Raw genomic sequence first — 26,755 nt, forward strand, 5'->3', positions numbered from 1 at the left:
GAAAGATGGTGAAAAATAAGCCACTCACACGGGGCAAGCTTGTGAAAATGGGCGAAACCGTGTAGTTTTTTGCCTTCTCAAGAATTGAATAACCAATCAATAGGAGCGTGTATGCGCATTGTTCTGTTGGGGGCTCCGGGTGCCGGCAAGGGTACTCAGGCTCAGTTCATCATGGAAAAACACGGTATTCCGCAGATCTCCACCGGCGACATGCTGCGTGCCGCGATCAAGGCGGGCACCGAGCTGGGCCTCAAGGCCAAAGCCGTGATGGACGCAGGTCAGCTCGTCTCTGACGACATCATCATCGGCCTGGTCAAAGAGCGTATTGCCCAACCGGATTGCGCCAACGGCTTCCTGTTGGACGGTTTCCCGCGCACCATTCCCCAGGCGCAGGCCATGAAGGACGCCGGTGTTGCCGTGGACTTCGTACTGGAGTTCGACGTGCCGGACGAAGAGATCGTCAAGCGCATGAGCGGTCGTCGCGTTCACTCCGGCTCCGGCCGTACCTACCACGTGGTGTTCAACCCGCCGAAGGTGGAAGGCAAGGACGACGTGACCGGTGAAGATCTGGTGATCCGTGCCGACGACGAAGAGACCACAGTGCGCAAGCGTCTGGATGTATACCATCAGCAGACCGCACCGCTCATCGGCTTCTACGGCAAGGAAGCGGAAGCGGGCAACACCCGTTACGTCAAGATTGATGGCACCCAGCCGGTAGATCTGGTCAGCAAGCAGCTGGCGACCATCCTGGGCTAAGCCCGCCATTGCCATCGTCCCCAAGGGGCCTGCGGCAATGTGCCAGTGAGACAAGGGCCCGGCATGGGCCCTTTCTTGCATTCAGACATAACAACAGAACGACAGGAAGCATACGTGACCACGAAAACCGGGATCTTGCTGGTCAATCTGGGTACCCCAGCCGCGCCCACCACGGCCGCCGTCAAGGCGTTTCTCAGCCAGTTTCTGCACGATCAGCGGGTCGTCGACCTGCCGCGCTACCTCTGGTGTCCTCTGCTCCACTTCATCATCCTGCCGACCCGCTCTCCCAAGGTGGCCAAGCTCTATCAGCAGGTGTGGACCGCGCAGGGCTCGCCGCTGATGGTGATAAGCAAGCAGCAGCGCGCGGCGCTGGAGCAGGAGCTCAAGCGCGAAGGGGTCGAGGTGCCGGTGGAGCTGGCGATGACCTACGGCTCTCCTTCGCTGGATGAGGGCTGGCAGGCGCTCAAGGCCAAGGGAGTCAACCGGGTGATCCTGTTGCCGCTCTATCCCCAGTATTCGGTCAGCACCACCGCCTCGGTGTTCGATGGCTGGGCCAAGGCGATGAAAAAAGAGCGCAACCTGCCGGTGGTGCGGCTCATTCGTGATTACCATGCTCACCCCGAATATATCCAGGCGCTGGCCATGAGCGTGCGCCGCCACTGGGAACAGCACGGCCAGGGCGAGCACCTGCTGATGTCGTTCCACGGCATTCCCGAGCGCTACGAGCGGGAAGGGGATCCCTATGGTCACCAGTGCCGGCGCACCGCCGCCTTGCTGGCCGAGGCGCTCGGGCTGGAGGCCAGCCAGTGGACCGCCAGCTTCCAGTCCCGCTTTGGCAAGGAGGAGTGGCTCAAGCCCTACACCGACGTGACCATCGGTGGCCTGCCGGCCACCGGGATCAAGCGGCTTGACGTGATCTGCCCCGCCTTTGCCGCCGACTGTCTCGAAACCCTGGAGGAGATCCAGGTGCAGAACCGGGAGATCTTCATGGCCGCCGGTGGCGAGCAGTTTGAATACATTCCGGCCCTCAACAGCGATCAGGCCCACATCCGCATGATGGTGTCGCTGATCTGCCGCGAGCTGGCCTGATAGACATGCAGCCGGTGCCGCCCATCGGCACTGGCTGCCAGCCGTTCGCTATCCAAGGAGAAGGAGTTTCACCATGATGCATATCACCCTGATTTACGCCGGCCTCTTGGGGCTGCTGTTCCTCTTGCTCTCCTTCTGGGTGGTCAAGCGCCGGGCCCAGTTCAAGGTGATGATAGGGGAAGGGGAGGCGCCGGAGATGCGCGCCGCCATCCGGGCCCATGGCAACTTTGCCGAGTACGTGCCGCTCACCCTGCTGCTGATGGCACTGTGCGAGCTGGCGGGCGTCGGGGCATTCTGGCTTCATGTCGGTGGCCTGGCGCTGCTGGTGGGACGCATCCTGCACGCCATCGGCATCCAGATCCCCAAGGCACCGAACATGCCGCGCCTCTTCGGCACCCTCTTCTTCTGGCTCTCGCTCGGGCTCTTCTCGGTGCTGGCGCTGGCACAGGGGCTCGCCGCCGGCTGAGTCTTGTTCGCTGCAAAAACCACCTCCTTGTGAGGTGGTTTTTTTGATGGGTTCTGGTAAACGTTTTCCTCTGCAGGCCGTGTCTATACTGACTTCATATTTTAATCAGGCGACTTTTCGGCGCGGCGGATTGTGTTAAAATCCCGCCCCTCTTTCCCCCAGAGCACAAGAACATTGCCATGAAATTTCCCGGTCAGCGCAAGTCCAAACACTACTTTCCTGTGGATCGTCGTGATCCCCTCATCTCCCAGAGCGCGGTGCTTGCGGAGCGGGGCAAGGCCTATGTGGTCGGGATTGACCAGACGCTGGTCGACATCGAGGCGCACGTTGATCTGGCATTTCTCGAGCGTTACGGCCTGAGCCGCGGCCACTCCATGCTGATCTCCGATGACGTGGCCGAGCAGATCTACGACGAGCTCAAGAGCAACAACATGGTGGTGAGCGAATTTGCCGGCGGCACCATCGGCAACACCATGCACAACTACTCGGTGCTGGCGGACTCCCACTCCATCCTGCTCGGCGTCATGAGCCAGGACATCCGCATCGGCAGCTACGCCTACCGTTACCTGTGCAACACCTCGTCACGGGTGAACCTCGACTACCTGCAGCCGGTAGACGGCCCGGTCGGCCGCTGCTTCACCTTCATCACCGAAGGGGGCGAACGCAGCTTTGGCATCAACGCCGGCAAGATGGATCATCTGGATGTGGCCCACATCCCCGAGACCATCATCAAGGAGTCCTCCGCCCTGGTCATCACCGCCTACCTGGTGCGCGGTGAAGATGGCACCCCGATGAAGGACGCTGCCATGACTGCGGTGCGTTATGCCCGCGAGGCCGGCGTACCGGTAGTGCTGACCCTGGGTACCCGCTTTGTCATCGAGTCCGACCCCCAGTGGTGGCGCGATTTCATCAGCGAGAACGTCACCGTGCTCGCCATGAACGAGGAAGAGGGCGAGGCTCTGACCGGCTTCTCCGATCCGCTGGCTGCCGCCGACAAGGCGCTGGACTGGGCCGACATGGTGCTCTGCACCGCAGGGCCGGTGGGGCTCTACATGGCTGCCTACACCGAAGAGGACTTCAAGCGCGAGACCACGCTGCCGCTGCTGCCCGGTGTCATCCCCGAGTTCAACATGTACGAGTTTAGCCGCCCCATGACCCGCAGCGGCTGCCGCGTGCCCAAGCGCATCTACTCCCACATCTCTCCCTACATGGGCGGGCCGGAGAAGATCAAGAACACCAACGGGGCAGGGGACGGGGCACTCTCCGCCGTGCTGCACGACATGGTGGCCAACGCCTATCACCGCAGCGCCGTGCCCAACTCCGCCAAGCACGTGGCCGAGTTCCTCACCTACTCTTCGCTCTCCCAGGTGTGCAAGTACGCCAACCGGGTGAGCTACGAGGTGCTGGCCCAGAGCAGCCCGCGCCTGTCGCGCGGTCTGCCGGAGAAGGAAGACAGCCTGGAAGAGGTGTACTGGGAGCGTTGATCCCGCCCCTTGCGCTGAAAACGCCTCCTTCGGGAGGCGTTTTGTCAGGTAAAACCCGGCAGCGGGCAGTTTTTTGTGTGATAAACCCCAAGATGCTTGAGTCCATGTCACTTTTACGACACCATTTGGCCACCGCATTGCCACTCGGCACTGCCGTGGCCGCAGCACCCGATAGAGAGAGAGCCCCATGAGTAAGTTAACTGACAATCTTGACGCCAATTTCCAACTGTTCATCGAAGAAGTCCGCGAGTCGGGTCAGGTATGGGGCTTGCGTTACGGTGAAGACTGGGTCGTCTGCCGCTCTGCCGAGTTCGAAGATGCCGACGTGATGCCGCTCTGGTCCGCCGAAGGGGATGCCCGCTTGCACTGCGTGGACGAGTGGGCCGACTACGAGCCGGAAGTGATCGAGCTGGAAGAGTTTCTCGATATCTGGATCAACGATCTGGACGAAGACGACGTGCTGGTCGGCCCGAACTGGAACGCCGATCTGGAAGGGCAGGAGCTCGAGCCCATCGAGCTGGCCAAGGCGCTGGTGGAACTGGACGCCTGAACCACACTGCATTGAGCCGGGCCAGGGCCCGTCTGACGAGAACCGATATCCGCAAGGATGTCGGTTTTTTTATGGCCGGCTTGCAGAATACTGAATGAAAAGGCGATTTGGCTTTGCACCCGTCAGAGGGATGGTCCATCATCAACCTTTTGCCGAGCGGGAGGAGCCATGTTTGTATTCGACGTCACCGGCGTTGCAGGGGCGCGAGCCGAGATCCGGGTTCAGGCGCTGGACTGGGGGCAGAGCGGCCCCGTCACCTTCCGCTGCGATGACGATCAACTGGCGGTGCTGCTGCTGACCGACTGCCGCTGCGATGCGGTGGGCTTCTTCAATCTGCTGGCGGGCTGCAAGCCGCTCTACCTGGAGCAGTGGCTCAGCTACCTGCAGGAGACCGGCCGCATCGCCAAGCAGAGCTGCCAGCTGGAGAGCCCGGCCCAGGAGGATTACCTCGCCAAGGCTGGCCTTGAACACGAGGAGCTCAATGCCCTGCTGGGGCAGGTCTATCAGGTGGCGGGTTTCAACCGGCTGCAGATCAACCGTTACCTCAAGAATCGCCACAATCCCACCACCCTGGCGACCCGCTACGATCAGAAGGAGCTGGAGCGTTATCGCCAGCTCAACGACATCATTCTGACTCTGTTGAAGTTGAAGCATCCTCAGTAAACAGCCCGAGCTGGCTGATATCCGGTCGCAACTGCTGGGGCTTGGCGATGAGATAGCCCTGCAGTCCGTCCACATACATGCCCTGCAGCAGCTGCTTCTGGCCCAGCTGCTCCACCCCTTCCGCAATCACCTGACACCCCATCCGGTGTGACACGTCGACGATCATCCGCACGAACTGCTGATTGGTCAGATCCTGCTCCAGCCCGGTGATGAGGGCGGGATCCAGCTTGATGTAGTCGGGCTTGAGCTCGCGAAACAGGTTGAATGACCCTATCCCCTTGCCGAAGTTGCAGATGGCGGAGCGGCTGCCGTTGCGCCTGAGCAGTTCGAACACCCGCTTGGCCCCGGTCAGGTTGCGCTCCAGATGCTCTTCATCCAGTTCGAACACCAGGTTGGCGCTGGTGTTGGGGTCGTTGAGCAGTTGTCGGTCAAGCCAGATCAGAAAGGCGCTGTTTTGCAGCAGGTTGCTGGAGAGGTTGATGCCCCAGCGACTCTGATTCGCGCCAAAGGCCCGGTACTGGCGCATGACGTGGGTCACCAGCATCTGCTCCAGCCGCATCACCATGTCCAGCCGCTGGGCCATGGCGAACAGGGTGTCGGTGGGCAGCACAGTGCCGTCGGCACTGCTGAAACGGGTGTAGATCTCGTTGTAGGCCAGCATGCTGCGGTGCATCGGCTGGATCGGCTGGTAGGTGAAGCTGATGCGCTCCTGCTCCAGCAGCTCGGTCAGCACCAGCTTCCAGTGATGCTGCCCCTGCAGCTCCACCATGCTGTCATCCTGCTGGATGGCCCAGCCGTTGACCGTCTCGGTCTGGGCGCGGGCCAGCGCCAGATCCGCCCTGGCCAGAATGGCCTCTATCTTCTGGCCGCTGCTGAGCCGGGTCAGCCCGGAGTAGGCGGCGCTCTCCAGTTCATGCTGCTGCTGATAGTGATCGAAGGCGATCTTCAGATCCCGCCCGAGCAGGGGGGGCGGGATGTTGGCGACCGGCTGCACCAGCACCGCGAAGTCGGCCCCCGAGATGCGATAGACCTGATGGCCCGGGAAGCGGCTCACCACCCTGGTGATGATATTGGCGATATCCTTGATGTAGGCATCCCCCGACTGAAAGCCGCGCTGGGCGTTGAGCTTGCCAAGCTCGGTGGCGCGGATCAGCACCAGGGTGGCGGTCTGGGTGTCCTGATCCCGCTGCAGCAGTTCGGTCATGTCGCGGCGAAAGGCGTGGCGGTTTTGCAGTTGTGTCAGCTCGTCCTGGGTTGCCTGGTTGTGAAGCTCGCTGATCTGGCGGTGGGCATCGCGTTCGGCCTCGTTGAAGTGGGCGAGCAGTTGCTGCAGGGCGGCCTGGGCCTCGGGGGGGGTCAGGCAGGTGGGGTCACGCAGCTGCAGTGCCCGGCACCACACCTGTTCCTGGTGGCTGCGCTCCACCTGTTGAAGGCGCAGGGTCAGCATGCTCAGCAAGCCGAAGCCGAGCAGGCTGGTGGCGAGGATGATAAGCAGGGTCAGCAGCGTACTGGTGAAGGCGAGCCAGAGCCCCTGCAACAGCAGCAGGGGAGCACAGAGGAGAGCGATCACCAGCAGCTGGTTGCTCCCGAGCTTGTTCAACATGGTGTCATCCTTGATGATGTCGTTGATGCTGAAATTCTAACCAAGCTCGCGCTGCAAAGCATGAGATCCCGCTCAACTCCTGGAAAAGGGCCAATTGAAATCAGTTAAATGTGAGTGAAACCACTTTCATGGCGCCGGAAACAGGCGAAGATGAATCGAAAATGGACCAAAACAAGGCAGAGGTAATTATGTTGTTAGAACCCGTAAATACTGCCAAAGCACGGCAACTATTGAACCAGAGTATGGCCTTGGTGCTCGCGGGGGGACGGGGCAGTCGCCTGAAGCAGTTGACCGACAACCGCGCCAAGCCTGCCGTCCATTTTGGCGGCAAGTTCCGCATCATCGACTTCGTGCTCTCCAACTGCATCAACTCCGGCATTCGCCGGGTCGGGGTGGTGACTCAGTACAAGTCCCACAGCCTGCTGCGCCACCTGCAATCGGGCTGGTCCTTCCTGCGCTACCAGATGAACGAGTTCATCGACTTGTTGCCCGCCCAGCAGCGGGTGGACGAGGTGCACTGGTATCGCGGCACCGCCGACGCCATCTACCAGAACGTCGACATCATCCGTGACTACGGCCCCAAATACATAGTGGTGCTGGCGGGGGATCACATCTACAAGATGGACTACGCCGCCATGCTGCTCGATCACGTGCGCCTCGGCGCCAAGGTGACGGTGGCCTGCATCGAGGTGCCGCGCGCGGAGGCCTCCGCCTTCGGGGTGATGGACATCGACGAGCAGCGCAAGATCCGCGCCTTCGTGGAGAAGCCGGCCAATCCGCCCGCCATGCCGGGCAACGAGAACGTTTCCCTGGCCTCCATGGGCATCTACATCTTCGAGGCGGAGTACCTCTATCAGCTGCTGGAAGAGGACATCCACAACCAGGAGTCCAAACACGATTTCGGTATGGACGTGATCCCGCGCATCGTGGGAGAGGGCAAGGCGTTTGCCCACCCGTTCACCATGTCCTGCGTGGGGGCCAAGGAGGGGCAGAAACCCTACTGGCGCGACGTGGGTACCCTGGATTCGTTCTGGGAGGCCAACATGGATCTCGCCTCCGTGGTGCCCGAGCTCGACATCTATGACGAGAACTGGCCCATCTGGACCAGCCAGACCATGACGCCGCCGGCCAAGTTCGTGCAGGACAGAAACGGCCAGCACGGCATGACCATCAACTCCATGTTTGCGGGGGGCTCGATCGTCAGCGGCTCCTTCGTGCTCAACTCCGTGCTGTTCACCCATGTGCGGGTGCACTCCTTCTGCACCCTGGATCAGGCCATCATTTTCCCCGGCGTCGAGATTGGCTCGGGTTGCCGGTTGCGGCGGGTGGTGGTGGACAAGGGCTGCAAGCTGCCCGACGGGCTGGTGGTGGGGGAAAACGCCGACGAGGACAGCCGCCGCTTCTATCGCTCCGAGCAGGGTATCGTGCTGGTGACCAAGGAGATGCTGGCCAAGCTGGGGTGATGTCACGCCCAACGCCAGACGCCACAACTAAAAAGGGAGCCGATATGGCTCCCTTTTTCTGTTCAGCGAGTGGCTGATTATTTTTCGGTGATCAGCGCCTTGGCGGCCATCACCATGGCGGTGCCGTGCTTGCCACCGGCGGCGGTCACTTGTGGGACGCCATCTTCGTCGGTGTCACCACCGGCCCCTTCGATGACGTTCTCGCCGGAGTCGCCGATCCACTCGGCCATCTGCATGCCGCCGTTGACGGTGCCACGGAACCAGCTCACGTAGCGCTGGGTCAGCTGGGCCAGCTCCAGCGCCGGGGCTTTCTCGCCGCCTTCGTTGCGCAGGTTCAGCATGGCGGAGCGCAGGGCACCGGAGATGGCGGCCTGGGTCCAGGGGGTGTATTCACCCTGCTTGCCGGCGAGCCAGGTACCAGCCTTGGCATTGAAGTAGGCCTTATCGGCGGCGATGAACAGCTCGCGCGCCGCCGTGCGGTACTTGGCATCCGAGGTTGCCAGGAAGGCGGCGGTCAGGCCGCGGATGGCGGCAAACTGCGCGTCGATGGACTGGCCGGCATCGAGCTTGCCACCCAGGGTGATCCCATCGTGCACCAGCCCATTTTTGCCCTTGAGATTGGCCAGGATGAAATCTGCCTGCTGGCGAATGAGCACCAGCGCCTGCTGGCCTTGAGCGGTTTTCAGGTTCAGCTCGCCATTGTCACCGGCGGCGTAGCCGACCGGCAGCGCATCCTGGGCACGCTGGAAGATCTGCAGGGCGACCAGGCTGTAGGCAGCGTCAAAAGTGGTGACGTGCTTGCCCTGTTTGCCGGCCTGCCAGCTGTCCACCAGGGTGCCGGCCTTGGGTTCGAAGTGCAGGGCATTGAGGTTCTTGAACACCATGCCGGAGAGGTTAAGTGCCAGGGAGAAGGCATCGTCACCCGCCACCAGCTTGGCGGCATCGCTGCCCTTGTTGGCGGCCGGTGCAGCGGCGAACGGGGCACCGTCGAACACGGCGTGGAAGGCCGGGTTCTGGTTGGTGTTGGCGCTGCGCTGATCGGTGAAGGCGTAGAACTCGGAGAGCGGCCACAGCATCATCCAGGCGTCGCGCAGCTGGGCGGAGCCGTCCACCACCTCGAGCTTGCCGATGGCGCCAACGTCATTCTTGCCAGTCTCGGTCACTTTCACCTGATGGGGGAAGTAGACGATCCCCTTGGCCGGATCGTACTGCGGGGTGATCTTGGCGCCCAGCTGCTTGCCGTCAAAGCCGAGCTGACCCTGCAGGATGGCCAGCTTGTCGATGGACTGCTCGGTCAGCATCATGCCGTTGAAGCCGTCGGCGGCAGAGACCCCCAGCTTGTGCTTGCCGTCCTGATCCATGGTGGCGGACGCGGCTTCCACCTCTTCATCGGTCTCGGCCACGTGCATGCCGCCGAGGAAGTCCTGGGACCACATCACCTCTTTGAGCAGGATGCCGCCCACGGCCGCCGGCACCAGCAGGTTGTCACTACCGCTCCAGCGCAGGGTGGCGTAGTCGCGGAAGTAGGCAGGCACCTGGGTCTTGACGCTCTTCTCGTTGCCCTTGGCGGTCTTGATGGTGATCTGGTCGCCGTTGACCGGGGTGGCGTTGACTGCTTGCGCGAACTCCGGGTTGGCAGAGGAGTAGGGCAGGGAGAGGGGGTACATGCCCTGTGGCACTTCATCGGCCGGGAAACCGACCGCATCGGCCATGGCCAGCACCCGCTGGCCGAGGGAGGCCATGGTGCCGCCGCGAGCCTGGTTTTGCGGCCCGTTCACCAGATGGGGACCCATGCCGGATTGGTAGTTGAGGGCGTACATCGCCTCTTCGGAGTATTCGTAGGATTCGATGCCGGCGGCGAAGTCGAACGGCGTCGGCTCATCGGCGCGGTTGGCGTCCAGCACATCCAGATCCAGACCGAGGGCCTCGGCCAGCGGCTCGCCGGAGAGTTCGAACTCGGTGTAGGCCAGCATGTTGGCGGCGGTGTTGAATGTCTTGTCTTCTACCTTGACGGCGGCGTGTGCGGCGCTGCTCAGGATCGCGCAGGCGATCGCCTGGACCAGTACGGTTTTTCTCATGTCCCTTCTCACCATATGTTTGATTTTATTATGACGCTTCTCATGAATCTAAATGAGAATGGTGTGCATTATGAGGCAAAGGGGGGAGCTTGAGAAGAAAAAACCGCGCCCCTGGAGGTGAAGAGAAGAGGGGCGCGGTTGGGGGTCAGAGCAGCTTGAAGGGGATGACCAGCCGGCCGGGCTCCACCTTGAGCGCCTCGACTTTATCCTTGATCCTGGCTTCGTTCTTGCGACTGCCGTCGAGCCGGTAGACGGGGGTCTGGGAGAGGAACAGCGAGAGCGATTGGTTGAAGGTGGGCAGCAGCGGAGTGAGGGCGGTGCCCACGTCGGCCGGCTCGGTCTTGACCGAGATGAGCTCGAGATCGCGCAGATAGATGGCGCCCTGCTCGGCCACGTAGTCGGGGCGGGCGCTCAGGGAGAGGCGGATCTTCATCTGCTGGTTGCCAAGGGGGCTCGCTACCTGCAGATCGCCGGCGGCATCCAGTTCGACCCGGTCGGCCTGGCGGCGACCGATGCGACTTTGCATCTCATCAAGGCGGATCTTGCTCGACATGATGCCGGGGATCCCCAGCTGTTTTTCGAAGGCGACCCTCTCTTTGAGGTATTGGTTGATCTCCCCTTCGCTGACGTTGTACTGGGTGAGTGAACAGGCGGCCAGCAGCAGGCTGAGGGGGAGCAGAAGCAGGTGCTTTAACATCGAGGATCCCGTGGGTTGAGGCAATGGTCATAAAGATGGCGCCATCTTAGGGGGAAATGGCGTTCGCTGCCAGCGTGGGCGGCGAGCCCGCGGTTTTTGTCGCAGCCTTATATGGGGGGTTGGCTGCGGTGCTCATACGGGCAAGGCTGGCCGGACCTGCACGGCGGGCCAAGACGGGCAATATCCACAGATAAGTTCCAGTTTTATCGGCATAAAAATCCCATTGACCGGGGGATTTCAAAGCGAGTATTTTACCGCCGCACAAATACAAATTGATAATCATTATCATTTTGAATCATGTTTGAGGGTGTAACGTGGATACTCTTGTGATGGAAAATAGCGCGCCTGCCCAGGCTGCGTCTTCGCCCGAATTCTTGTTTACCTCGGGTCAGGGCACGATCAGTGCCACTGACCTGGGCCAGCCTATCACCACCCCCGCCTGTGAATGGCCCTTGCTGGAACAACAGATTGCCGACGCGCTGGCAGCGGCCAGCGCCGCCGGCCAGAGCAACCCCCTGCTGATCGGTGCCTTTGCGTTTGATCCGGCAGAGGCCTCCTGCCTCTATGTGCCCGGCCGCTATAAGCGGGGCGAGAAACTGGCCCCGACAGAGCCGTCATCGGTGACCGCGGCAGAGCAGGCCGTCGAGGCCAACCGGGTCATCTCGGTGCAGAGCACCCCGCCGGCCAGCGAATTCCAGGCCTCGGTCAGCGCGGCGCTGGATGCGTTTGCCGAGGGCCGGCTCGCCAAGGTGGTGCTGTCGCGCAAACTCACCCTTACCCTGCACCAGCCCGCCGACCCTAAGCGGGTGATGGCCCGCTTGATGGCTCAGAATCCCCACGCCTTCCACTTCTCCCTGCCGCTCGGCAAGGACCGCCGTCTGCTTGGCGCCAGCCCGGAGCTGCTGCTGCGGGTCAGCGGGGGAGAGGTGTTCACCCATCCGCTGGCGGGCTCCGCCAGACGGGCGAGCGAACCGGCGCAAGATGAAATGGTGGCCAGGGATTTGCTGGCTTCTCGCAAGGATCTGCATGAGCACAAGTTGGTGATCGACGAGATCCGCCGGGTGCTGACCCCCCACTGCCGCGAGCTGGCGATCCCATCCAGCCCCTCCCTGATGAGTACGGATACCCTCTGGCATCTGGGCACCCCCATCGCCGGCCGGCTCAATGGCGGCGAGGCATCGGTGCTCTCCTTGGCCTGCCAGCTGCATCCCACCCCGGCCCTGTGCGGCTATCCCACCGATCTGGCCCGCCAGTTCATACGCGAGCAGGAGCCCTTCCGGCGCGCCCTGTTCAGCGGCATCGTTGGCTGGTGCGACAGCCAGGGCAACGGCGAGTGGGCCGTGGTGATCCGTTGCGGGGTGCTCGATGGCCATCAGGTCGAGCTGTTTGCCGGCGCCGGTATCGTCGCGGGCTCGGATCCCGCCATGGAGTGGGCCGAGACCGGCACCAAGCTTGGCACCATGCTCAAGGCACTGGGCCTGGATTTGGAGGTGGCGCAATGACGCAGCTTCAATATCTGGGCTGGCAGAGTGGACAGCCGAATCTGGAAGCCCTGGGCCTGAGTTCGGAGGTGGCGCAATGAGCCAATTAAACCACTTCCTGCCCTATACCCGCTGGCCCGACGAATTGGCCCGGCAGTACCGCGCCAAGGGCTATTGGTGTGGCGAGCCGCTGACCGCCATGCTGGCGCGTCAGTGCGAACTGGCCCCCGACGCCGAGGCGATCCTCTGCGGCAAGCGCCGCTTCAGCTATCGCGAGCTGGACACCGCCTCGAGCCGGCTGGCCGCAAATCTGGCCCGCCACGGCCTGGGGGTGGGGGATACCGCGCTGGTGCAGCTCCCCAACGCGGCCGAGTTCTATCTGGTGTTCTTCGCCCTGCTTAAAGTCGGCATCGCGCCGGTCAACGCGCTCTTTAGTCACAGCCGGCTGGAGCTCCTCTCTTATGCCGAGCAGATCACTCCGCGCCTCTTTATCGGCTCGCTGGCTCACCCGCTGTTTGCGAGCAAGGGTCGCGAGAGCGAGCTGCTGACAACCATCGGCACCGAGCTGGTGCTGCTGGATGGCGACGCAGGGGCGCTGGGGCTGACCCACTGGTTGACGAAGGGGGATGAGAGTGAGCCAGTGAAATATGGCCCGACCCCGGCGGACGAGGTGGCCTTCTTCCAGCTCTCCGGTGGCAGCACCGGCACCCCCAAGCTCATCCCCCGCACCCACGACGATTACCTGTACAGCGTGCGCCGCAGCAATGAAATCTGTGAATTGGGGCCCCACACCCGCTATCTGTGCGCCCTGCCGGCGCCCCACAACTTCCCCCTGAGCTCCCCGGGCGCCCTCGGGGTATTCGAGGCGGGCGGCACCGTGGTGCTCGCACCCGACCCCAGCCCCATCAGCTGTTTCCCGCTGATCGCCCGCCACCGGGTCAATCTCACCTCGCTGGTGCCGCCGGCGGTCTCCCTCTGGCTGCAGGCAGCAGAAGCGGACCCCACTGCGCGCACTCAGCTCGAGAGCCTCGACTTGCTGCAAGTGGGCGGCGCCAAGCTGGGGGAGGCGGTGGCCAGCAAGATTGGGCCACTGCTCGGCTGCCGGCTGCAGCAGGTGTTCGGCATGGCGGAGGGGCTGGTCAACTACACCCGGCTGGACGACCCCGACGAGAAGGTCATTCACACCCAGGGCCGCCCCATGAGCCCGGACGACGAGGTACGCATCCTCGATGAGACGGGTAACCCGGTCGCCCCCGGCGAGCCTGGCGCCCTGCACACCCGTGGCCCCTATACCTTCCGCGGTTACTACCAGAGCCCGGCCCACAACGCCCGGGTGTTCGATGCCGAGGGCTTCTACTGCTCCGGCGACCTGGTGGTACAGGATGCCGATGGTTACCTCACCGTGGTGGGGCGGCAGAAGGATCAGATCAACCGGGGCGGCGAGAAGATCGCAGCGGAAGAGGTGGAAAACCAGCTGCTGCACCACCCGGCCATCACCCATGCGGCCCTGGTCTCCATGCCCGACAGCGCCATGGGGGAGAAGAGCTGCGCCTTTATCGTCAGCACGGATCCCGCCTTGAAGCCGCTGGCCTTGCGCAAGTTTCTGCGCGAGCGCGGGGTGGCGGACTTCAAGCTGCCCGACCGTTTCGAAACCCTGGACGCCCTGCCCATGACGGCGGTGGGCAAGATTGACAAGCAGGGGCTGCGGGCGCGCATTGCGCACGCCATCGCCGCCAGCAAACCCCTGACAACAGCATAAAACTAAAAAGGAATCATGACGTTATGGCTATCCCAACCCTGAACAATTACGCCATGCCCAGCCAGTGGAAGGCCAACAAGGTCAACTGGTCTCTGGAACCCAAACGCGCCGCCCTGCTGATCCACGACATGCAGGAGTACTTCACCGCCTTCTATGGCGAAAACAGCCCGCTGATCGCGGCGCTCACCGAGCAGCTGGCCGCCGTGCGCAAGCAGTGCAAGGCCCTCGGCATTCCGGTCTTCTACACCGCCCAGCCCAAGGATCAATCCCCTGAAGATCGCGCTTTGCTCAACGACATGTGGGGCCCGGGTCTCAACAAGCGGCCCGAGCAGCAGCAGGTGGTGGCCGCTCTGCGCCCGGAGCGTGACGACACTGTGCTGGTCAAGTGGCGCTACAGCGCCTTCCAGCGCTCCGAGCTGGAGCAGATGCTCAAAGCGCTGGGACGGGATCAGCTGATCATCGGCGGCATCTACGGCCATATCGGCTGCATGATGACCGCCTGCGACGCCTTCATGCGCGACATCCAGCCCTTCTTCCTGGCGGACGGGGTGGCGGATTTCTCTCTGGCCGATCATCAGATGGCGCTCGACTACGTGGCGACCCGCTGCGGCAAGGTGATCCGCTGCGAGGAGGTGCTGGCCCTTGCCCCGGCTTCCGCTTCTGCCGCCCAGCCCACCAATCCCTTGCTGACGTATGAGGGGCTCAAGGCGCGGCTGCTGAGTCATATCGACGAGGATGAAGGGGAGTTTGACCCTGACGAGAACCTCATCGACTACGGTCTGGATTCGGTGCGGATCATGGCCCTGCTCACCGAGTGGCGCGCCGCCGGGGTGGAGCTCGGCTTCGTGGATCTCGCCAAGCTGCCGACCCTCAACGGCTGGTGGCGCCTCATCGAGGCCAAGCTGGCAGCCCAGGCGCTGGAGGTGACCCCATGAATCGCTTCCCCTTGACCATCCCCCAGCAGGGGCTCTGGTCCGGACATCTGCTCAATGACGACAAGGCGATGTTCAACACCGCCGAGTGCATCGCCTTCGACGGCAAGGTCGAGGCGGCCGTGCTGGCCGCGGCCCTTGCCAAGGCGGTAGGGGAGTGCGAGGCGCTCAAGGGCCACTTCGAAGACGATAAAGAGGCGGTCTGCTTCGTCTCGCATGAGCTGCCCCTGGCCTATGAAGAGGTCTCCCTCGAGCGCGACGACGAGACGCTGGCCCGCGCCTGGGCCTGGGCCGATCTGCGCCGCCCGTTCGAGCTGACCCAAGAAGCGCCCTGCCGTTTCGCCCTGCTGCGCGGCCCCGGCCGCGATTATCTCTACAGCTGCGTGCACCACATTGCCCTCGACGGCTTTGGCACCACCTTGCTGTTCCAGCGCATCGCCGAGCTGTATGCAGAGGGGCTGGCTGGTAAGATGAACTCCCCATCCCCCTTCGGCTCGTTGGCTGAGGTGCTGGCAGAAGAGGCGAGCCGCGAGCAGAGCGGCAAGAACGCCGCCGCCCGCGCCTTCTGGCAGGAGCAGCTGCAAGGCTGGCCCGAGGTGAAGTCCTTTGGCGAGACCCGCGCACCGATTGCCGCCGAATTTATCCGCGAGAGCCGTCCGCTACCGGCGGCGCTGTGGCAATCCCTGACCGGCTTTGCCGACGAGCACAAGCTGGGCTGGCCCGATCTGCTGCTGGCCGGTCTCTCTGCCCAGCTGTCGCTGTCGAGCGGCCAGGATAAGACCCTGCTCGGCCTGATGATGATGAACCGCATCGGCTCGGCGTCGCTGACCGTGCCCTGCATGCAGATGAACATCACCCCCCTTGCTCTGGAGCTCGAAGAGGGGCTGAGTCTGGCGGAGGCCGCCGGCGCCGTGGCCAAGGCCAAGCGCGGGGTGCGCAAGCACCAGCACTACCGCTACGAGCTGCTGCGCCGCGACCTTGGCCTGGTGGGGGGCGACAAGCGGCTGTTCGGTCCGCTGGTCAACATCATGCCGTTTGATCACGCTCGCCGCTTCGGGCCGCTATCTGCCCATATTCTCAACATCAGCGCCGGCCCGGTGGAGGATCTCACCATCGAGGTGCAGGTCGGCGTCGATGGCCAGCCACGCCTGGATCTGGACGCCAACCCCGACTGCTACCAGCAGGCCGATCTGGCGGCCATCGCCGATACCCTGTTTGCCCTGCTGGAACGCTGGCTGGCCGAGCCCGCCCAGACCCTGGGAACGCTCAAGGCCGACTGGCTGGCCGAGCAGCGAGCCAGCGCCCTGATCGCCGGTCCCGCCCATGAAGCTCTCCAGGTGCGGCCTGTGCTGGAGGCGCTCTGCCACTTCGCCGCCCAGACCCCGGACAAGATTGCCTTGATTCAGAGCACGGCGCAGGGAGAGGTCCGCTTCAGCTACGAGGCGCTGCTGGCCAGAGCCGAACAGATGGCGGCCGCCCTGCAGGCCGCAGGCGTCGTCCCCGGCGACAAGGTGGGGGTCATGCTGGCCCGCACCCCCCAGGCCATCTTCGCCCAGCTGGCGGTGCTGCTGGCGGGCGCCGTCTATGTGCCCCTCGACCCCGAGCAGCCGCTGGAGCGTCAGGGCCATATCCTGCGGCTGGGGGAGGTCAAGACCTTGATCACCCAGGCCGAGTACCGCCACAAGCTGGCCAGCCTGTTTGAGGGGCGCACCCTGCTGGCGGGGGATCTGGTGAGCGGTGATCGGCTCAACCAGCCGGCCGCCGGCCGCGCCGTCGCCTACCTGATGTTCACCTCGGGCTCGACCGGTCTGCCCAAAGGGGTGGCGGTGAGCCACGGCGCGCTGGATCACTTCGCCGCCGCCGCCCGCTGCCGTTATCACCTGGATGAAGAGGCGCGGATGCTGCAATTCGCCCCCTTCAACTTCGACGCCAGCATCGAGGAGGTGTTCGCTACCTTGAGCGCCGGCGCCACCCTGGTACTGCGCACCGACGCCCTGCTCGAATCCATGCCCGCCTTTGCGGCCGGGGTGGAGCAGATGGGGATCACCCACCTCGACCTGCCCACCGCGTTCTGGAACGAGTGGGTGGTGGCGCTGACGGCGGGTCAGGCCCATATCCCTGCCGGGCTTACCACCGTCATCATCGGCGGCGAGGCAGTCTACCCCGAGCAGCTGGCCCAGTGGCAGCGTCAGGGCCGCTCCGATGTGCGCCTGTTCAACACCTACGGCCCCACCGAAACCACAGTGGTGGTGACCACCCAGGAGCTGCAACAGGAAGACCCGAGCCAGGCCCAGCTGCCCATCGGCCTGCCGCTGCCCGGCATGCAGGCGCTCATCCTGGGGGCGGGGGAGCAACCCGCCAGCGAGGGGGAGCTGGTGCTGCTCGGCCCACAACTGGCCAATGGTTACGTGGGCGGTGTGCAAGGGAGCTTTGGCACCCTGCGGATCGGCGAAGAGGTGCTGCCCGTCTATCGCACCGGCGATCGGGTGCGCTTGGTGGCCGGCCGGCTGGTCTACCTCGGCCGGCGCGACAACGAGTTCAAGATAAGCGGCTATCGCATCCAGCCCGGCGAGGTGGAGGCCCAGCTGCTGGCCCTGCCGGGGGTGGATGAGGCCTGCGTGCAGGGGGTGAGCATCGGCAGCGTGCGCCGGCTGGTGGCCTTCGTGGCGGGGCCGGAGCGCGACAGCCGGGTCATCAAGGCGCAGCTGGCCAAGGTGTTGCCTGCCGCCATGATCCCCACCGACTATCGCCACTATGACCAGCTGCCTCGCACCGGCTCCAACAAGCTGGATCGCAAGGCCCTGCTGGCCGCCTACCAGGCGGGCGGCGAAGCCCTGACCCTGGGCAGCGAGACCGAGAACCGGGTCGGCGCCATCTGGCAGCAGATCCTGGGGCTGGCCACCATGGCGCCCGCCGACAACTTCTTCGAACTGGGGGGCCAGTCCCTGCAGACCATCCAGATCGTCAACCGGCTTGGCGCCGAGTTCGGGGTGCAGGTGAAGGTCTCCGATGTGTTCGATCACCCGCGCCTGGATGACTTCTGCCGTTTCCTCGACGGCCTGCTTGCCGAGGACGAAGAGAGCGTGGAGATGGTGTGGTGATGGATAAGGAGCAACAAGCAATGGCCTTTGATTTCACTGGCAAGCGGGTCTGGGTGACCGGGGCCGGACGCGGCATCGGCAGCGAGGTGGCAACGCAGTTCGTGGCTGCCGGCGCAATCGTGGTGGGGCTGGATCTGGCATTTCCCGAAGCCGACTACCCCTATGCCACCCGGCTGCTCGATATTGGCGATTCGAAGGCGGTCAACGCCTGCTGCGCCGCGCTGCTGGCGGACGGCGGGCTCGATGTGCTGGTCAACGGGGCCGGGGTGCTGCGCCTCGGCCCCACCGAAACCTTAAGCGATGACGACTGGCACGACTGCATGACGGTCAACGCCAGCGGCGTCTTCTATCTGCTGCGGGCCCTGGTGCCCCACTTCAAGGGGCAGCGGCGCGGCGCCATCGTCACCATCGGCTCCAACGCGGCCCATGTGCCGCGCATGCAGATGGCGGCCTATTGCGCCTCCAAGGCGGCGGTCACCAGCCTGACCCAGACGGTGGGGCTGGAGCTGGCCCCCTTCGGCGTGCGCGCCAACCTGGTGTCGCCGGGCTCGACGGATACCCCCATGCTGCGCGGCATGCTGCCAAGCGAGGAGGCCATGGCCCGCACCATTGCCGGGCTGCCGGAGCAGTTCAAGCTCGGCATCCCCCTGCGCAAGGTCGCCACCCCGGCGGAGATCGCCCATACCGTCCTCTTCCTGGCCTCGGATCTGGCCAGCCACATCACGCTGCAGGATCTGGTCGTCGACGGCGGCGCCACCCTGAGTGCCTGAGGCTTGAGAAACAGATGAACAATATGATTTTGCTGTTGAAACAGCTGGAACGGCAGGGAGTGAAGCTGGCTTTGAACGAGAAAGGCCAGCTTATCTCCCAGTCGAGCAAGGAGGCGGTGACACCGGCCATCGGCGCCACCATCAAGGCCCACAAGGATGAGCTGGTGCGCTGCCTGGCGGCCCGCGCCGCCTTCGAAGAACCTATCGCCACCGAGGGCGCCCGGCAGGGGCCGCTCTCCTCGTCCCAGAGCGGGCTCTGGTTTATCGAGCAGTACGAGGAGGCCTCCCACCTCTACAACATGCCGGTCTATTTTCGCGTCAAGGGAGAGCTGGACACGGCGGCGCTGGAGTTTGCTTTCGACCACCTGTTTGCCCGCCACCCCAGCATGCGCACCCGCTTCATCAAGGACGAGGCGGGCAGGGGGGCCCAGGAGATCCTGCCCCACACGCCCTTCACGCTGCAGATTGAGGATGTGAGCGAGCAGCCGGCAGCCGAGCGGGAGGCCTATGTGGCTCGCCGGGTGCGCGAGGAGATTGGGCGCCCCTTCTCCCTGACCCAGGGGGATCTGAGCCGGGTGCACCTGATCCGGCTCGGCAGCCGCGAGCACGTGCTGCTGATCACCCAGCACCACATCATCTCCGACGGCTGGTCGGTCAAGAACATGTTCGCGGATCTCAAGCGCGCCTTTCTTGCCCACCAGAACCGCGAGCCTCTGCAGGTGAGCGAGCTGCCGCTCACCTACATCGACTATGCCCGCTGGTTCAACTCACCGCGTTTTCTCGATTATCACGCCGAGTTCAAGCCGTTCTGGGTCGACCGGCTCGGTGGCAGCCCCGAGGTGCACGGTCTGCCGCTCGACAAGCCGCGCCCGGCCCATCAGGACAGCGGCGGCGAGCTGGTCTTCTCCACCATCGAGAGCGACCTGTGGGAGAGCTTCAAGCGCCTGTGTCAGGGCCATAGCACCTCCAACTTCATCGGTCTGCACGCCCTGTTTGCCCTGCTGATGGTGCGCCAGAGCGGTGAGAAGGAGGTGGTGATCGGCACGCCGCTCGCCTATCGCGAACGCCACGAGATCGAGTCGCTGGTGGGCTTTTTTGTCAACACCCTGGTGCTGCGCACTCAACTCAGCGGCAAGCCCAGCTTTGTCGACTATCTGCAGCAGTGCCGGGAGGAAGATCTGGCGGCCTTCGATCACCAGCTCTACCGCTTCGAGGCGCTGGCCGAGGCCATCGGTGCCGATCGCACCACCGCCATCAACCCCATCTTCCAGATCATGCTGGTCTATCAGGCCAAGGTGGACTTCAACGATCTCATCCCCGGTTGCCAGCTGGTGGAGGAGACCTCGCCGGTGCTGCCGGCCAAGACCGACATCTCGGTCAAGGTGACCGAGCTGATGGATTCGGTCAGAGTGGACTGGCTGTTCGCCACCGCCCTGTTCGAGCGAGAGACCATCCAGGCTTATGCCGATCGCCTGCTGCACCTGATGCGCGCCGTGGTGGCGGCCCCCGAGACCGACATCTGGCAGTTGCCGCTGGAGGAGGGCACCGACCAGGCAGCGCTGGCCGCCGAGCTTGCAGACCTGCCGCCGGATTACCCGAGCCGCGACACCCTGCTCTGTCATATCGAGCGGCGCGTTGGGAAGTGCTCGGACGCGTTGGCGGTGAGCGACGGTGTGCAATCGTTGACCTATGGCGAGCTGGAGGTGCTAGCCAACCGGCTGGCCCACTGGCTGCAGGCTCAGGGCGTCACCCCGGGCGCCGCCATCGGCATCCAGGCCAGGCGCGATGTGGCCTTCGTCATCGCCCTGCTCGCCTGCTGGAAGGCGGGGGCGGCCTATGTACCGCTCGATCCTGCCTATCCCGCCGAGCGGCTGGCCCATATCCTTGGCGATGCATCCATCAGCCTGGTGCTGGGTGGCGTGCCGGATCCGCGGCTTGGCGAGGCGCTGGCGGGCACGACGGCCGAATATCACGATCTGCAAGGGCTGGTGCTGGACAAGATGCCAACCAGCACGCCCGCACTGCCTCGGGACGCCGCCATGCTGGCCCAGATCATCTACACCTCCGGCAGCACCGGCCTGCCCAAGGGGGTCATGGTGGAGCAGGGCAGCCTGGTCAACCTGATGGCGGATCACAGTGAGCGCATCGCTCTTGATCAGAATGGGGCCATGTTCAACTGCATGTCCCTCTCGTTCGATGCAGGCAACATGACCAGCTTGCTGCCGCTCTACTGCGGCGCGGCCCTGCACTTTGGCGAGCCGGGCGAGGGGGTGATCAGTGCCGCGATCGCTTGCGGTGCCAGCCATATGATTTTGCCGACTGCCCTGCTCGCGAACCTGCTGCCACCGGCGGAACTCGGCTCCCTCAAGGCCATCGGCTTTGGCGGCGAGGCGTGCCCGAGCAGCCTGGTGGAGCGCTGGGGGGAGCGGGTGGCGCTGTTCAACATGTACGGCCCGACCGAGTGCACCGTCACCGCGCTCTGCGCGCGGCTCACCCCGGGGGCGCCCATCACCATAGGTCGACCCGTCAACCACCTGAAGGCGCTGATCCTGGACGAGGCGGGCAACCTCTGCCCGGTGGGGGTGCCCGGCGAGCTCTGCCTGGCAGGGCTGGGGCTGGCCCGCGGCTACCTCAATCTGCCGGCGCGCACCCAGGAGGCCTTTATCGAGCTGGCCTTTGATGCAATGAATGAGGAACGTACCCATCGCCTTTATCGCACCGGCGATCGGGCCTTGCTGCGCCGCGACGGCAACATCCAGTATCTGGGCCGGATGGACGAGCAGATCAAGCTGCGCGGCTATCGCATCGAGCCGGGGGAGATAGAGACCCGGCTCGCCGAATTGTGCCCGGCCATTCGCCAGATCAAGGTGGTGGTGCAGGAGGGGCGCCTGCTGGCTTACGCCTGTTTGCAGGCCGGGGCCAGGGAGCCCGACGGCGATGCCCTGCTGCAGCGGGCCGGCGAGTGCCTGCCCGAATACATGGTGCCGGCGCGCCTCTGCTGGCTGCCCGAGATGCCGCTCACCCCCAACGGCAAGCTGGACTTGCGCCGCCTGCCCGCCATCGTCTGGCAGCAGAGCAAGGGCGAGCCGCAAAACGAACTGGAGCAGACCGTACTCGCCATCTGGCAAGGGGTGCTCAAACAACCGCTCGGGGTGGAGGATGACTTCTTCCGTCTGGGCGGTGACTCCATCCTCAGCATCCAGCTCACCACCCGGTTGCGGGATGCGGGACTGCACTGCAGCGTGAAGGACGTGTTCGAAGCCAAGACGGTGCGCCGCCTCTGCCGCCAGCTCGGCCAGCAGCAGGCGGTCAGCCACAGGAGCGAGCAGGGCAGCCTGACCGGCGAGTTCCCGCTCCACCCCATTCAGCACTGGTTCTTCGAGCAGGGCTTTGCCAAATCCGGTCACTGGAACCAAGGGGTGATCCTGCGCCTGCCGGCCGGGGTGGACGATGAGGCCCTGCGCGGCTGGTTGAATACCCTGCGCCAGCACCACGATGCCCTGCGTCTGGCGGTGACCCCGACCAGTCAGCGCTACCTGGCCGAACTGCCATTGCCGCCGTTGCCGACCCTGGATGCCGCCAATCTCGATGAGACCGAGCTGCAGACCCGTCTGACCGAGCTGCAGGGAGATTTCGACCCTGCCAGCGGCCACACTTTGGCCTGGGCCCGCCTGCGCAATCTCTCCCTCGAGGGGGAGCTGGAGGGCGAGCGCGAGACGGTGGAGGGGCTCTTCCTCGCTTTCCATCACCTGGTCATCGATGCGGTCTCCTGGCGCATCCTGGCCGAGGATCTGGCCCGGGTGAGCAGGGGTGAGCCGCTGCCCGCCAAGGGCAGCAGCTATCGCCAGTGGGGCGAGGGGCTCGCAGCCTATGCCAAACGGGAAGAGGATCAGCTTGGCTTCTGGCTGGCTCAGGGGGAAGGCAGCCAGGGTCACCTGCTGGAAGCGGCGCGCGCCGCCGATGGCCGCGCCGCCGCCAGCCTGCTGCAGTTGAGTCAGGAGACCACGGCCCGTCTCATCGACACCGCCAACCAGGCCTACTTCACCCGGGTGCCCGACCTGCTGCTGGCGGCCCTGACCCGTACCCTGAGCGAGCAGGGTTACGGCAGCCGTCATTGCGTGATGCTGGAAGGACACGGCCGTGAGGCCATCGATGCTGAACTGGACGTGAGCCGAACCCTGGGCTGGTTTACCAGCGCCTATCCGCTGGCGCTGGCGGATGCTGGTGCGTGGGACGCGCTGGTCTGCGCCACCAAGGAGCAGCTGCGCGCCGTGCCGGACAAGGGGGTGGGCTTCAACGCCCTGCGATTGCACCACCCACGAGGCTGGGCACTGCCCGAAGCCCTGATCGTCTTCAACTACCTGGGGGTCAGTCATCAGGGCGAGGCCGCTCAGCCTTGGCAGCCTCTGCCGCTGGCGCCGGGGGCACCCAGCTCCCCTGACAACTTGCCGCGTGAGCTGGTCAGTCTGCATGGGGGCGTGTTTGATGGCCGCCTCACCCTGCGCCAGGTGGGCGCCCTCAACCAGCAGGCGAGCGACGCCCTGATGGCGCGGCTGGCGGACAACCTGACGGCGCTGGTGGAGCACTGCTGTAACCTGAAGGCCCCACGTCACACCCCGAGCGACTTCCCGGGGCTTGGCCTCTCGCAAGCCGCGCTCGATCGGGTGCTGAGCGGGCGCGAGGTGGAGACCCTGCTGCCCATGACCTCGCTTCAGCAGAGCATGTTCCATCACAGGGCGCTGCTGCCCCGGGATCACGCCTATCACCTGCAGACCGAGATTGACTATCACCAGCCGCTGGACGTGGCGGTCTACCGTCAGGCCTGGCAGGGGCAGATCGCCCGCTGGCCGGCCCTTCGCAGCGAACTGGTGCTGGCAGACGGGGTGGCGCTGCAGCGCATCCTCAAGCGCGCCGAGTTGCCGTTCCACTATGAGGATTTGTCTGAAGTGGAAAATGCAGAGGCTCGAGTTCAAGCCTATCGTGAGCAGGATCTGGCCCGCCCGATCCCGCTGGAGCAGGCCCCCCTGCTGCGCCTTGCCTGTTTCAAATTGGCCCCCGATCACCACAAGGTGATCTTCAGCGCCCATCACGGCGTGCTGGATGGCTGGAGCGGCCCCGTGTTGCTGGGTTCCTTGCATCGTGGCTATCAGGCGCTGATGAACGGCCTGTTGCCGCAGGGCGAGCCGGATACCGCCTGGCTCGAATTTGGCCGCCATATCGCCAGCCAAGCCCGCAGCGCCGAGACCTACTGGCAGGGGCGGGAGGAGCTGCTAACAAAGCCTAACGATCTCGCCTGCCTGTTCGGGGTGACGCTGGACGCTCGCGCAAGCGGGCGCCACACCCAGCAGCGACCGGCGGTGCGCGCCACGGCATTGCCGGCCGAGGTAGCGACCTTGCTCGCGCGCCGAGCCTGCGAGCTTGGCGTGACCGCAGGCCTGTTGGCCCAATATGCCTGGCACCGTCTGCTGGCATGCCGCTCTGGCGATGCCGTTACCCTGGTGGGCAACGTGACTCCGGGCCGGGATTACCCCATCGAGGGGATCACCGCAAGCGTCGGGCTCTACATCAACAGCCTGCCGTTGGCCCTGGCGTGGCACACCGAGTTGAGCTTGGCCGAGCATATCGCCCGATTGCAGGCCGATCTGATGGCGCTCAATGAGCACGGCACCCAGTCGCTGGCGGCACTGACCAAAGGCCGGGCGCGTCTGTTTCAGAGTCTGTTCGTGTTCGAGAACTACCCCATGCCGGCGGCCCCTGCCGCCCCCGAACCTCACCAGCTGGTGCCACGTTTTGGCGCCGTGGTGGAGAAGGTGGAGCTGCCGCTCTCCTTGGTGGTCAGCAGCCGGGGCGAGACGCTCCAGCTGCGCCTCGAGTTCGACGGCGAGCAGATCCCCGAGGCCCGGGCCGAGGCGGTGCTGGCTGACTGGCTGGCTGAGCTCGCCTGGCTGGCGCAGGCGGATCTGGGCCAGCCGGCCAGCGTGGTGGTGGCACAGCCCCCGGTGATGCCGCAGGTGGCCGCCACACCATCGACTGTCACACAAGTGGCTGCCCCCGGTCTGGCTCAGCCGCCGGCCGAGGCCCGCGCGCTGGTGGCCCTGTGGGAGCGCCAGTGCGGCGTGCCCGGCATCTGGCAGCAGACCCTGTGTGAACTCGGGGTGGATTCGGTGCAGCAGCTCGCCCTGCTGGCGGCCCTTAACGAGGCGTTCGCGCAGGATCGGGTGCCACTTACCCTGCAGACCCTCAAGGCCCATCCATCCCCCAGCCGGCTCTATCGGCACTGGCTGGTACGCCAAACGGAGGCCGCGCTATGACGGTGACCATCAAGCATAAGGCTCCGCTCGTGCAAACCCGGCCTGCCCCCCGTGAGGGGGCGGCCAACCTGGGCGCGCGGCTGGCGGCCTGTTTGGCCGCCAGCCCGCTGGCCCCCGCCATCCGCATGGGCGTGGCTGGCATCAGTGAGGGCGGATCAGATGAGCAGTGGCTCAGCTACGGCGCGCTCAATGCCAGGGTCGGCGAGATTGCCGCCCGCTTGCAGGGGCTGGCGGTGGGGGAGCGGGTCGGTCTCTATCTCCCCCGCGGCCCCGATCTGGTGGCCAGCCTGCTGGCCTGCCTGCGGCTCGGCCTCACCTTCGTGCCCCTTGAGCCGGATTTTCCGGTGGAGCGGCTGCAGGGGATCGCCCGCCAGGCGCGCCTGTCGGCGGTGATCTGCGACGGCGACAGGCTGGCTCCCGCCTTCGGCTGTCCGCTGCGCACCCTCGATGGGCTGGCAGCGGCAGGGCCCGTTTCCTGGCCCCAGGTGGATGACGCCCTGGCCGCCTACATGATGTTTACTTCGGGCTCCACCGGCGAGCCCAAGGGGGTGGTCATCAGCCGGCGGGCCCTGCTCTGCTTCCTCGACGGGATCCGCGAGCGGCTCGGGCTCTCACCGAACTGCCACTGGCTCTTCATCACCACCCCGGCCTTCGACATCTCTCTGCTGGAGATGCTGGGGCCGCTCTGGGGCGGTGGCCGGCTGACGGTGGCTGGCGGTGAGCACAACAAGGATCCCCTGGGGATGCAGGCCTTGCTCGAGGCGGATCCTTCCATCAACTGGCTGCAGGCCACCCCGGCCTGCTGGCGCATGCTGCTCAAAGCGGGCTGGCAGGGGCGCAATACCCTCACCGCCCTGTGCGGCGGCGAGGCGCTGGACTCAGGGTTGGCCGAGCAGCTCTGTGCCCGCACCCGGCGGCTGTGGAACTGCTATGGGCCGACCGAGGCCACCGTCTGGTCCCTGGTGAGCGAGGTGCGCTGGCCACCGGTCGATGGTCAGATCACCATCAGCCACAGCCTGCCAGGCTATCGGCACTGGGTGCTGGACGAGGCGGGGCAGCCGGTGGCAGAGGGGGAGTGCGGCGAGCTCTGCATCGAGAGCCCAGCCCTGTGCGAGGGGTACTGGCGCAAGCCGGCCTTGACCAGCGCCGCCTTCCTGCGCCTTGCCACCCATCGCCTCTATCGCACCGGCGATCGGGTGCGCCTCCTTGGGGCGGACCGCTTCCTCTATCTGGGGCGGCGCGACGATCAGGTCAAGCTGCGCGGTTTTCGCATCGAGCTCGGCGAGGTGGAGGCGGGACTGCGCCGCCAGGCCGGGGTGCAGGAGGCGGCGGTGCGTCTGGTGGGCGAGGGGGACGAGGCCATGCTGGTGGGCTACGTGGAGGCGAAAAGCGGGGTGACTCTCAATCGCCTAGCCCTGCGCAAGGGGCTGCAGGCGACGCTGCCGCACTACATGGTGCCGGCGCGGCTCATCCTGCTGGATGCCCTGCCCAAGACCGGCAGCGGCAAGCTGGACAGAAAGGCGCTGCCCTTGCCGGGATAAGTTGGACGTTA

At 64.8% G+C, this 26,755-nt stretch carries 18 protein-coding genes; 14 read left to right on the forward strand and 4 right to left on the reverse strand.

All coding sequences use genetic code 11. From position 1 onward, the window contains the following. Nucleotides 1-111 precede the first annotated feature (111 nt). The 6 genes from adk (at nucleotide 112) to AACQ43_RS11230 (ending at nucleotide 5,008) form a co-directional block, all read left to right on the forward strand. Nucleotides 112-756: an adenylate kinase gene (gene adk, locus AACQ43_RS11205; RefSeq protein ID WP_011706319.1), complete on the forward strand. Its 645-nt coding sequence runs from the start codon at nucleotides 112-114 to the stop codon at nucleotides 754-756. 114 nt (nucleotides 757-870) lie between these two features. Then, the gene (hemH, locus tag AACQ43_RS11210; protein WP_168967298.1) at nucleotides 871-1,845 is read left to right on the forward strand and encodes a ferrochelatase; all 975 of its coding nucleotides are present in this window, start codon (nucleotides 871-873) and stop codon (nucleotides 1,843-1,845) included. A gap of 73 nt (nucleotides 1,846-1,918) precedes the next feature. Further along, nucleotides 1,919-2,311, forward strand: coding sequence for an MAPEG family protein (locus AACQ43_RS11215; protein ID WP_101150025.1), 393 nt, complete (start codon nucleotides 1,919-1,921; stop codon nucleotides 2,309-2,311). A 179-nt stretch (nucleotides 2,312-2,490) separates the two neighbouring features. Then, nucleotides 2,491-3,795: an inosine/guanosine kinase gene (locus AACQ43_RS11220; RefSeq protein WP_011706316.1), complete on the forward strand. Its 1,305-nt coding sequence runs from the start codon at nucleotides 2,491-2,493 to the stop codon at nucleotides 3,793-3,795. Nucleotides 3,796-3,982: 187 nt separating this feature from the next. Next, nucleotides 3,983-4,345, forward strand: coding sequence for a DUF2750 domain-containing protein (locus tag AACQ43_RS11225; protein ID WP_010674427.1), 363 nt, complete (start codon nucleotides 3,983-3,985; stop codon nucleotides 4,343-4,345). Nucleotides 4,346-4,513: 168 nt separating this feature from the next. Continuing rightward, entirely contained in the window at nucleotides 4,514-5,008 is a 495-nt protein-coding gene (locus AACQ43_RS11230; protein ID WP_017408190.1) for a hypothetical protein, read from the forward strand. Here the strand turns inward: AACQ43_RS11230 and AACQ43_RS11235 are convergent. Then, nucleotides 4,971-6,611 carry an EAL domain-containing protein gene (locus tag AACQ43_RS11235; protein WP_168967299.1) on the reverse strand — a complete coding sequence of 547 codons (1,641 nt, stop codon included), beginning with the start codon at nucleotides 6,609-6,611 and terminating at the stop codon, nucleotides 4,971-4,973. The genes AACQ43_RS11230 and AACQ43_RS11235 overlap by 38 nt on opposite strands. Nucleotides 6,612-6,799: 188 nt before the next feature. Here AACQ43_RS11235 and glgC point away from each other — a divergent pair, with 188 nt between their 5' ends. Next, on the forward strand, nucleotides 6,800-8,074 hold the full coding sequence (glgC, locus tag AACQ43_RS11240) for a glucose-1-phosphate adenylyltransferase (RefSeq protein ID WP_011706313.1): 1,275 nt from the start codon (nucleotides 6,800-6,802) through the stop codon (nucleotides 8,072-8,074). A 77-nt stretch (nucleotides 8,075-8,151) separates the two neighbouring features. On the opposite strand, the gene AACQ43_RS11245 is transcribed toward glgC, so the two are convergent. The 3 genes from AACQ43_RS11245 to AACQ43_RS11255 form a co-directional block, all read right to left on the reverse strand. Continuing rightward, the gene (locus AACQ43_RS11245; RefSeq protein WP_168967300.1) at nucleotides 8,152-10,152 is read right to left on the reverse strand and encodes a hypothetical protein; all 2,001 of its coding nucleotides are present in this window, start codon (nucleotides 10,150-10,152) and stop codon (nucleotides 8,152-8,154) included. A 145-nt stretch (nucleotides 10,153-10,297) separates the two neighbouring features. Beyond that, nucleotides 10,298-10,849 (reverse strand): lipoprotein, encoded by a 552-nt coding sequence (locus AACQ43_RS11250; protein ID WP_073350571.1) that lies wholly within the window; start codon nucleotides 10,847-10,849, stop codon nucleotides 10,298-10,300. A 46-nt stretch (nucleotides 10,850-10,895) separates the two neighbouring features. Then, nucleotides 10,896-11,138 carry a hypothetical protein gene (locus AACQ43_RS11255; protein ID WP_168967301.1) on the reverse strand — a complete coding sequence of 81 codons (243 nt, stop codon included), beginning with the start codon at nucleotides 11,136-11,138 and terminating at the stop codon, nucleotides 10,896-10,898. A 25-nt stretch (nucleotides 11,139-11,163) separates the two neighbouring features. Between AACQ43_RS11255 and AACQ43_RS11260 the strand changes: the two genes are divergently transcribed. From AACQ43_RS11260 to amoH, 7 genes are all read left to right on the forward strand, one after another. Next, on the forward strand, nucleotides 11,164-12,351 hold the full coding sequence (locus AACQ43_RS11260) for an isochorismate synthase (RefSeq protein ID WP_168967302.1): 1,188 nt from the start codon (nucleotides 11,164-11,166) through the stop codon (nucleotides 12,349-12,351). Nucleotides 12,352-12,427: 76 nt separating this feature from the next. Then, entirely contained in the window at nucleotides 12,428-14,089 is a 1,662-nt protein-coding gene (gene amoE, locus AACQ43_RS11265) for an amonabactin biosynthesis (2,3-dihydroxybenzoyl)adenylate synthase AmoE (RefSeq protein ID WP_168967303.1), read from the forward strand. Nucleotides 14,090-14,112: 23 nt separating this feature from the next. Continuing rightward, nucleotides 14,113-15,024, forward strand: a complete 912-nt coding sequence (gene amoB / locus AACQ43_RS11270) for an amonabactin biosynthesis bifunctional protein AmoB (RefSeq protein ID WP_168967304.1) — start codon at nucleotides 14,113-14,115, stop codon at nucleotides 15,022-15,024. Further along, complete coding sequence (gene amoF, locus AACQ43_RS11275; RefSeq protein ID WP_168967305.1) at nucleotides 15,021-18,122, forward strand: amonabactin biosynthesis non-ribosomal peptide synthetase AmoF; 3,102 nt, start codon at nucleotides 15,021-15,023, stop codon at nucleotides 18,120-18,122. The genes amoB and amoF overlap by 4 nt, the downstream gene beginning before the upstream one ends. Before the next feature lie 20 nt (nucleotides 18,123-18,142). Continuing rightward, a complete protein-coding gene (gene amoA / locus AACQ43_RS11280) occupies nucleotides 18,143-18,892 on the forward strand; it encodes an amonabactin biosynthesis protein AmoA (protein ID WP_168967306.1) in 750 nt (249 codons plus the stop codon). Between the two features lie 14 nt (nucleotides 18,893-18,906). Continuing rightward, nucleotides 18,907-25,203, forward strand: a complete 6,297-nt coding sequence (amoG, locus tag AACQ43_RS11285; protein ID WP_168967307.1) for an amonabactin biosynthesis non-ribosomal peptide synthetase AmoG — start codon at nucleotides 18,907-18,909, stop codon at nucleotides 25,201-25,203. Beyond that, entirely contained in the window at nucleotides 25,200-26,744 is a 1,545-nt protein-coding gene (amoH, locus tag AACQ43_RS11290) for an amonabactin biosynthesis glycine adenylation protein AmoH (protein ID WP_168967308.1), read from the forward strand. Before amoG ends, amoH begins: the two co-directional genes overlap by 4 nt. Nucleotides 26,745-26,755 lie beyond the last annotated feature (11 nt).

Origin of the sequence: Aeromonas sp. DNRA1 (genome assembly GCF_963888745.1) — a bacterium.
GTDB classification, from domain to species: domain Bacteria; phylum Pseudomonadota; class Gammaproteobacteria; order Enterobacterales; family Aeromonadaceae; genus Aeromonas; species Aeromonas hydrophila.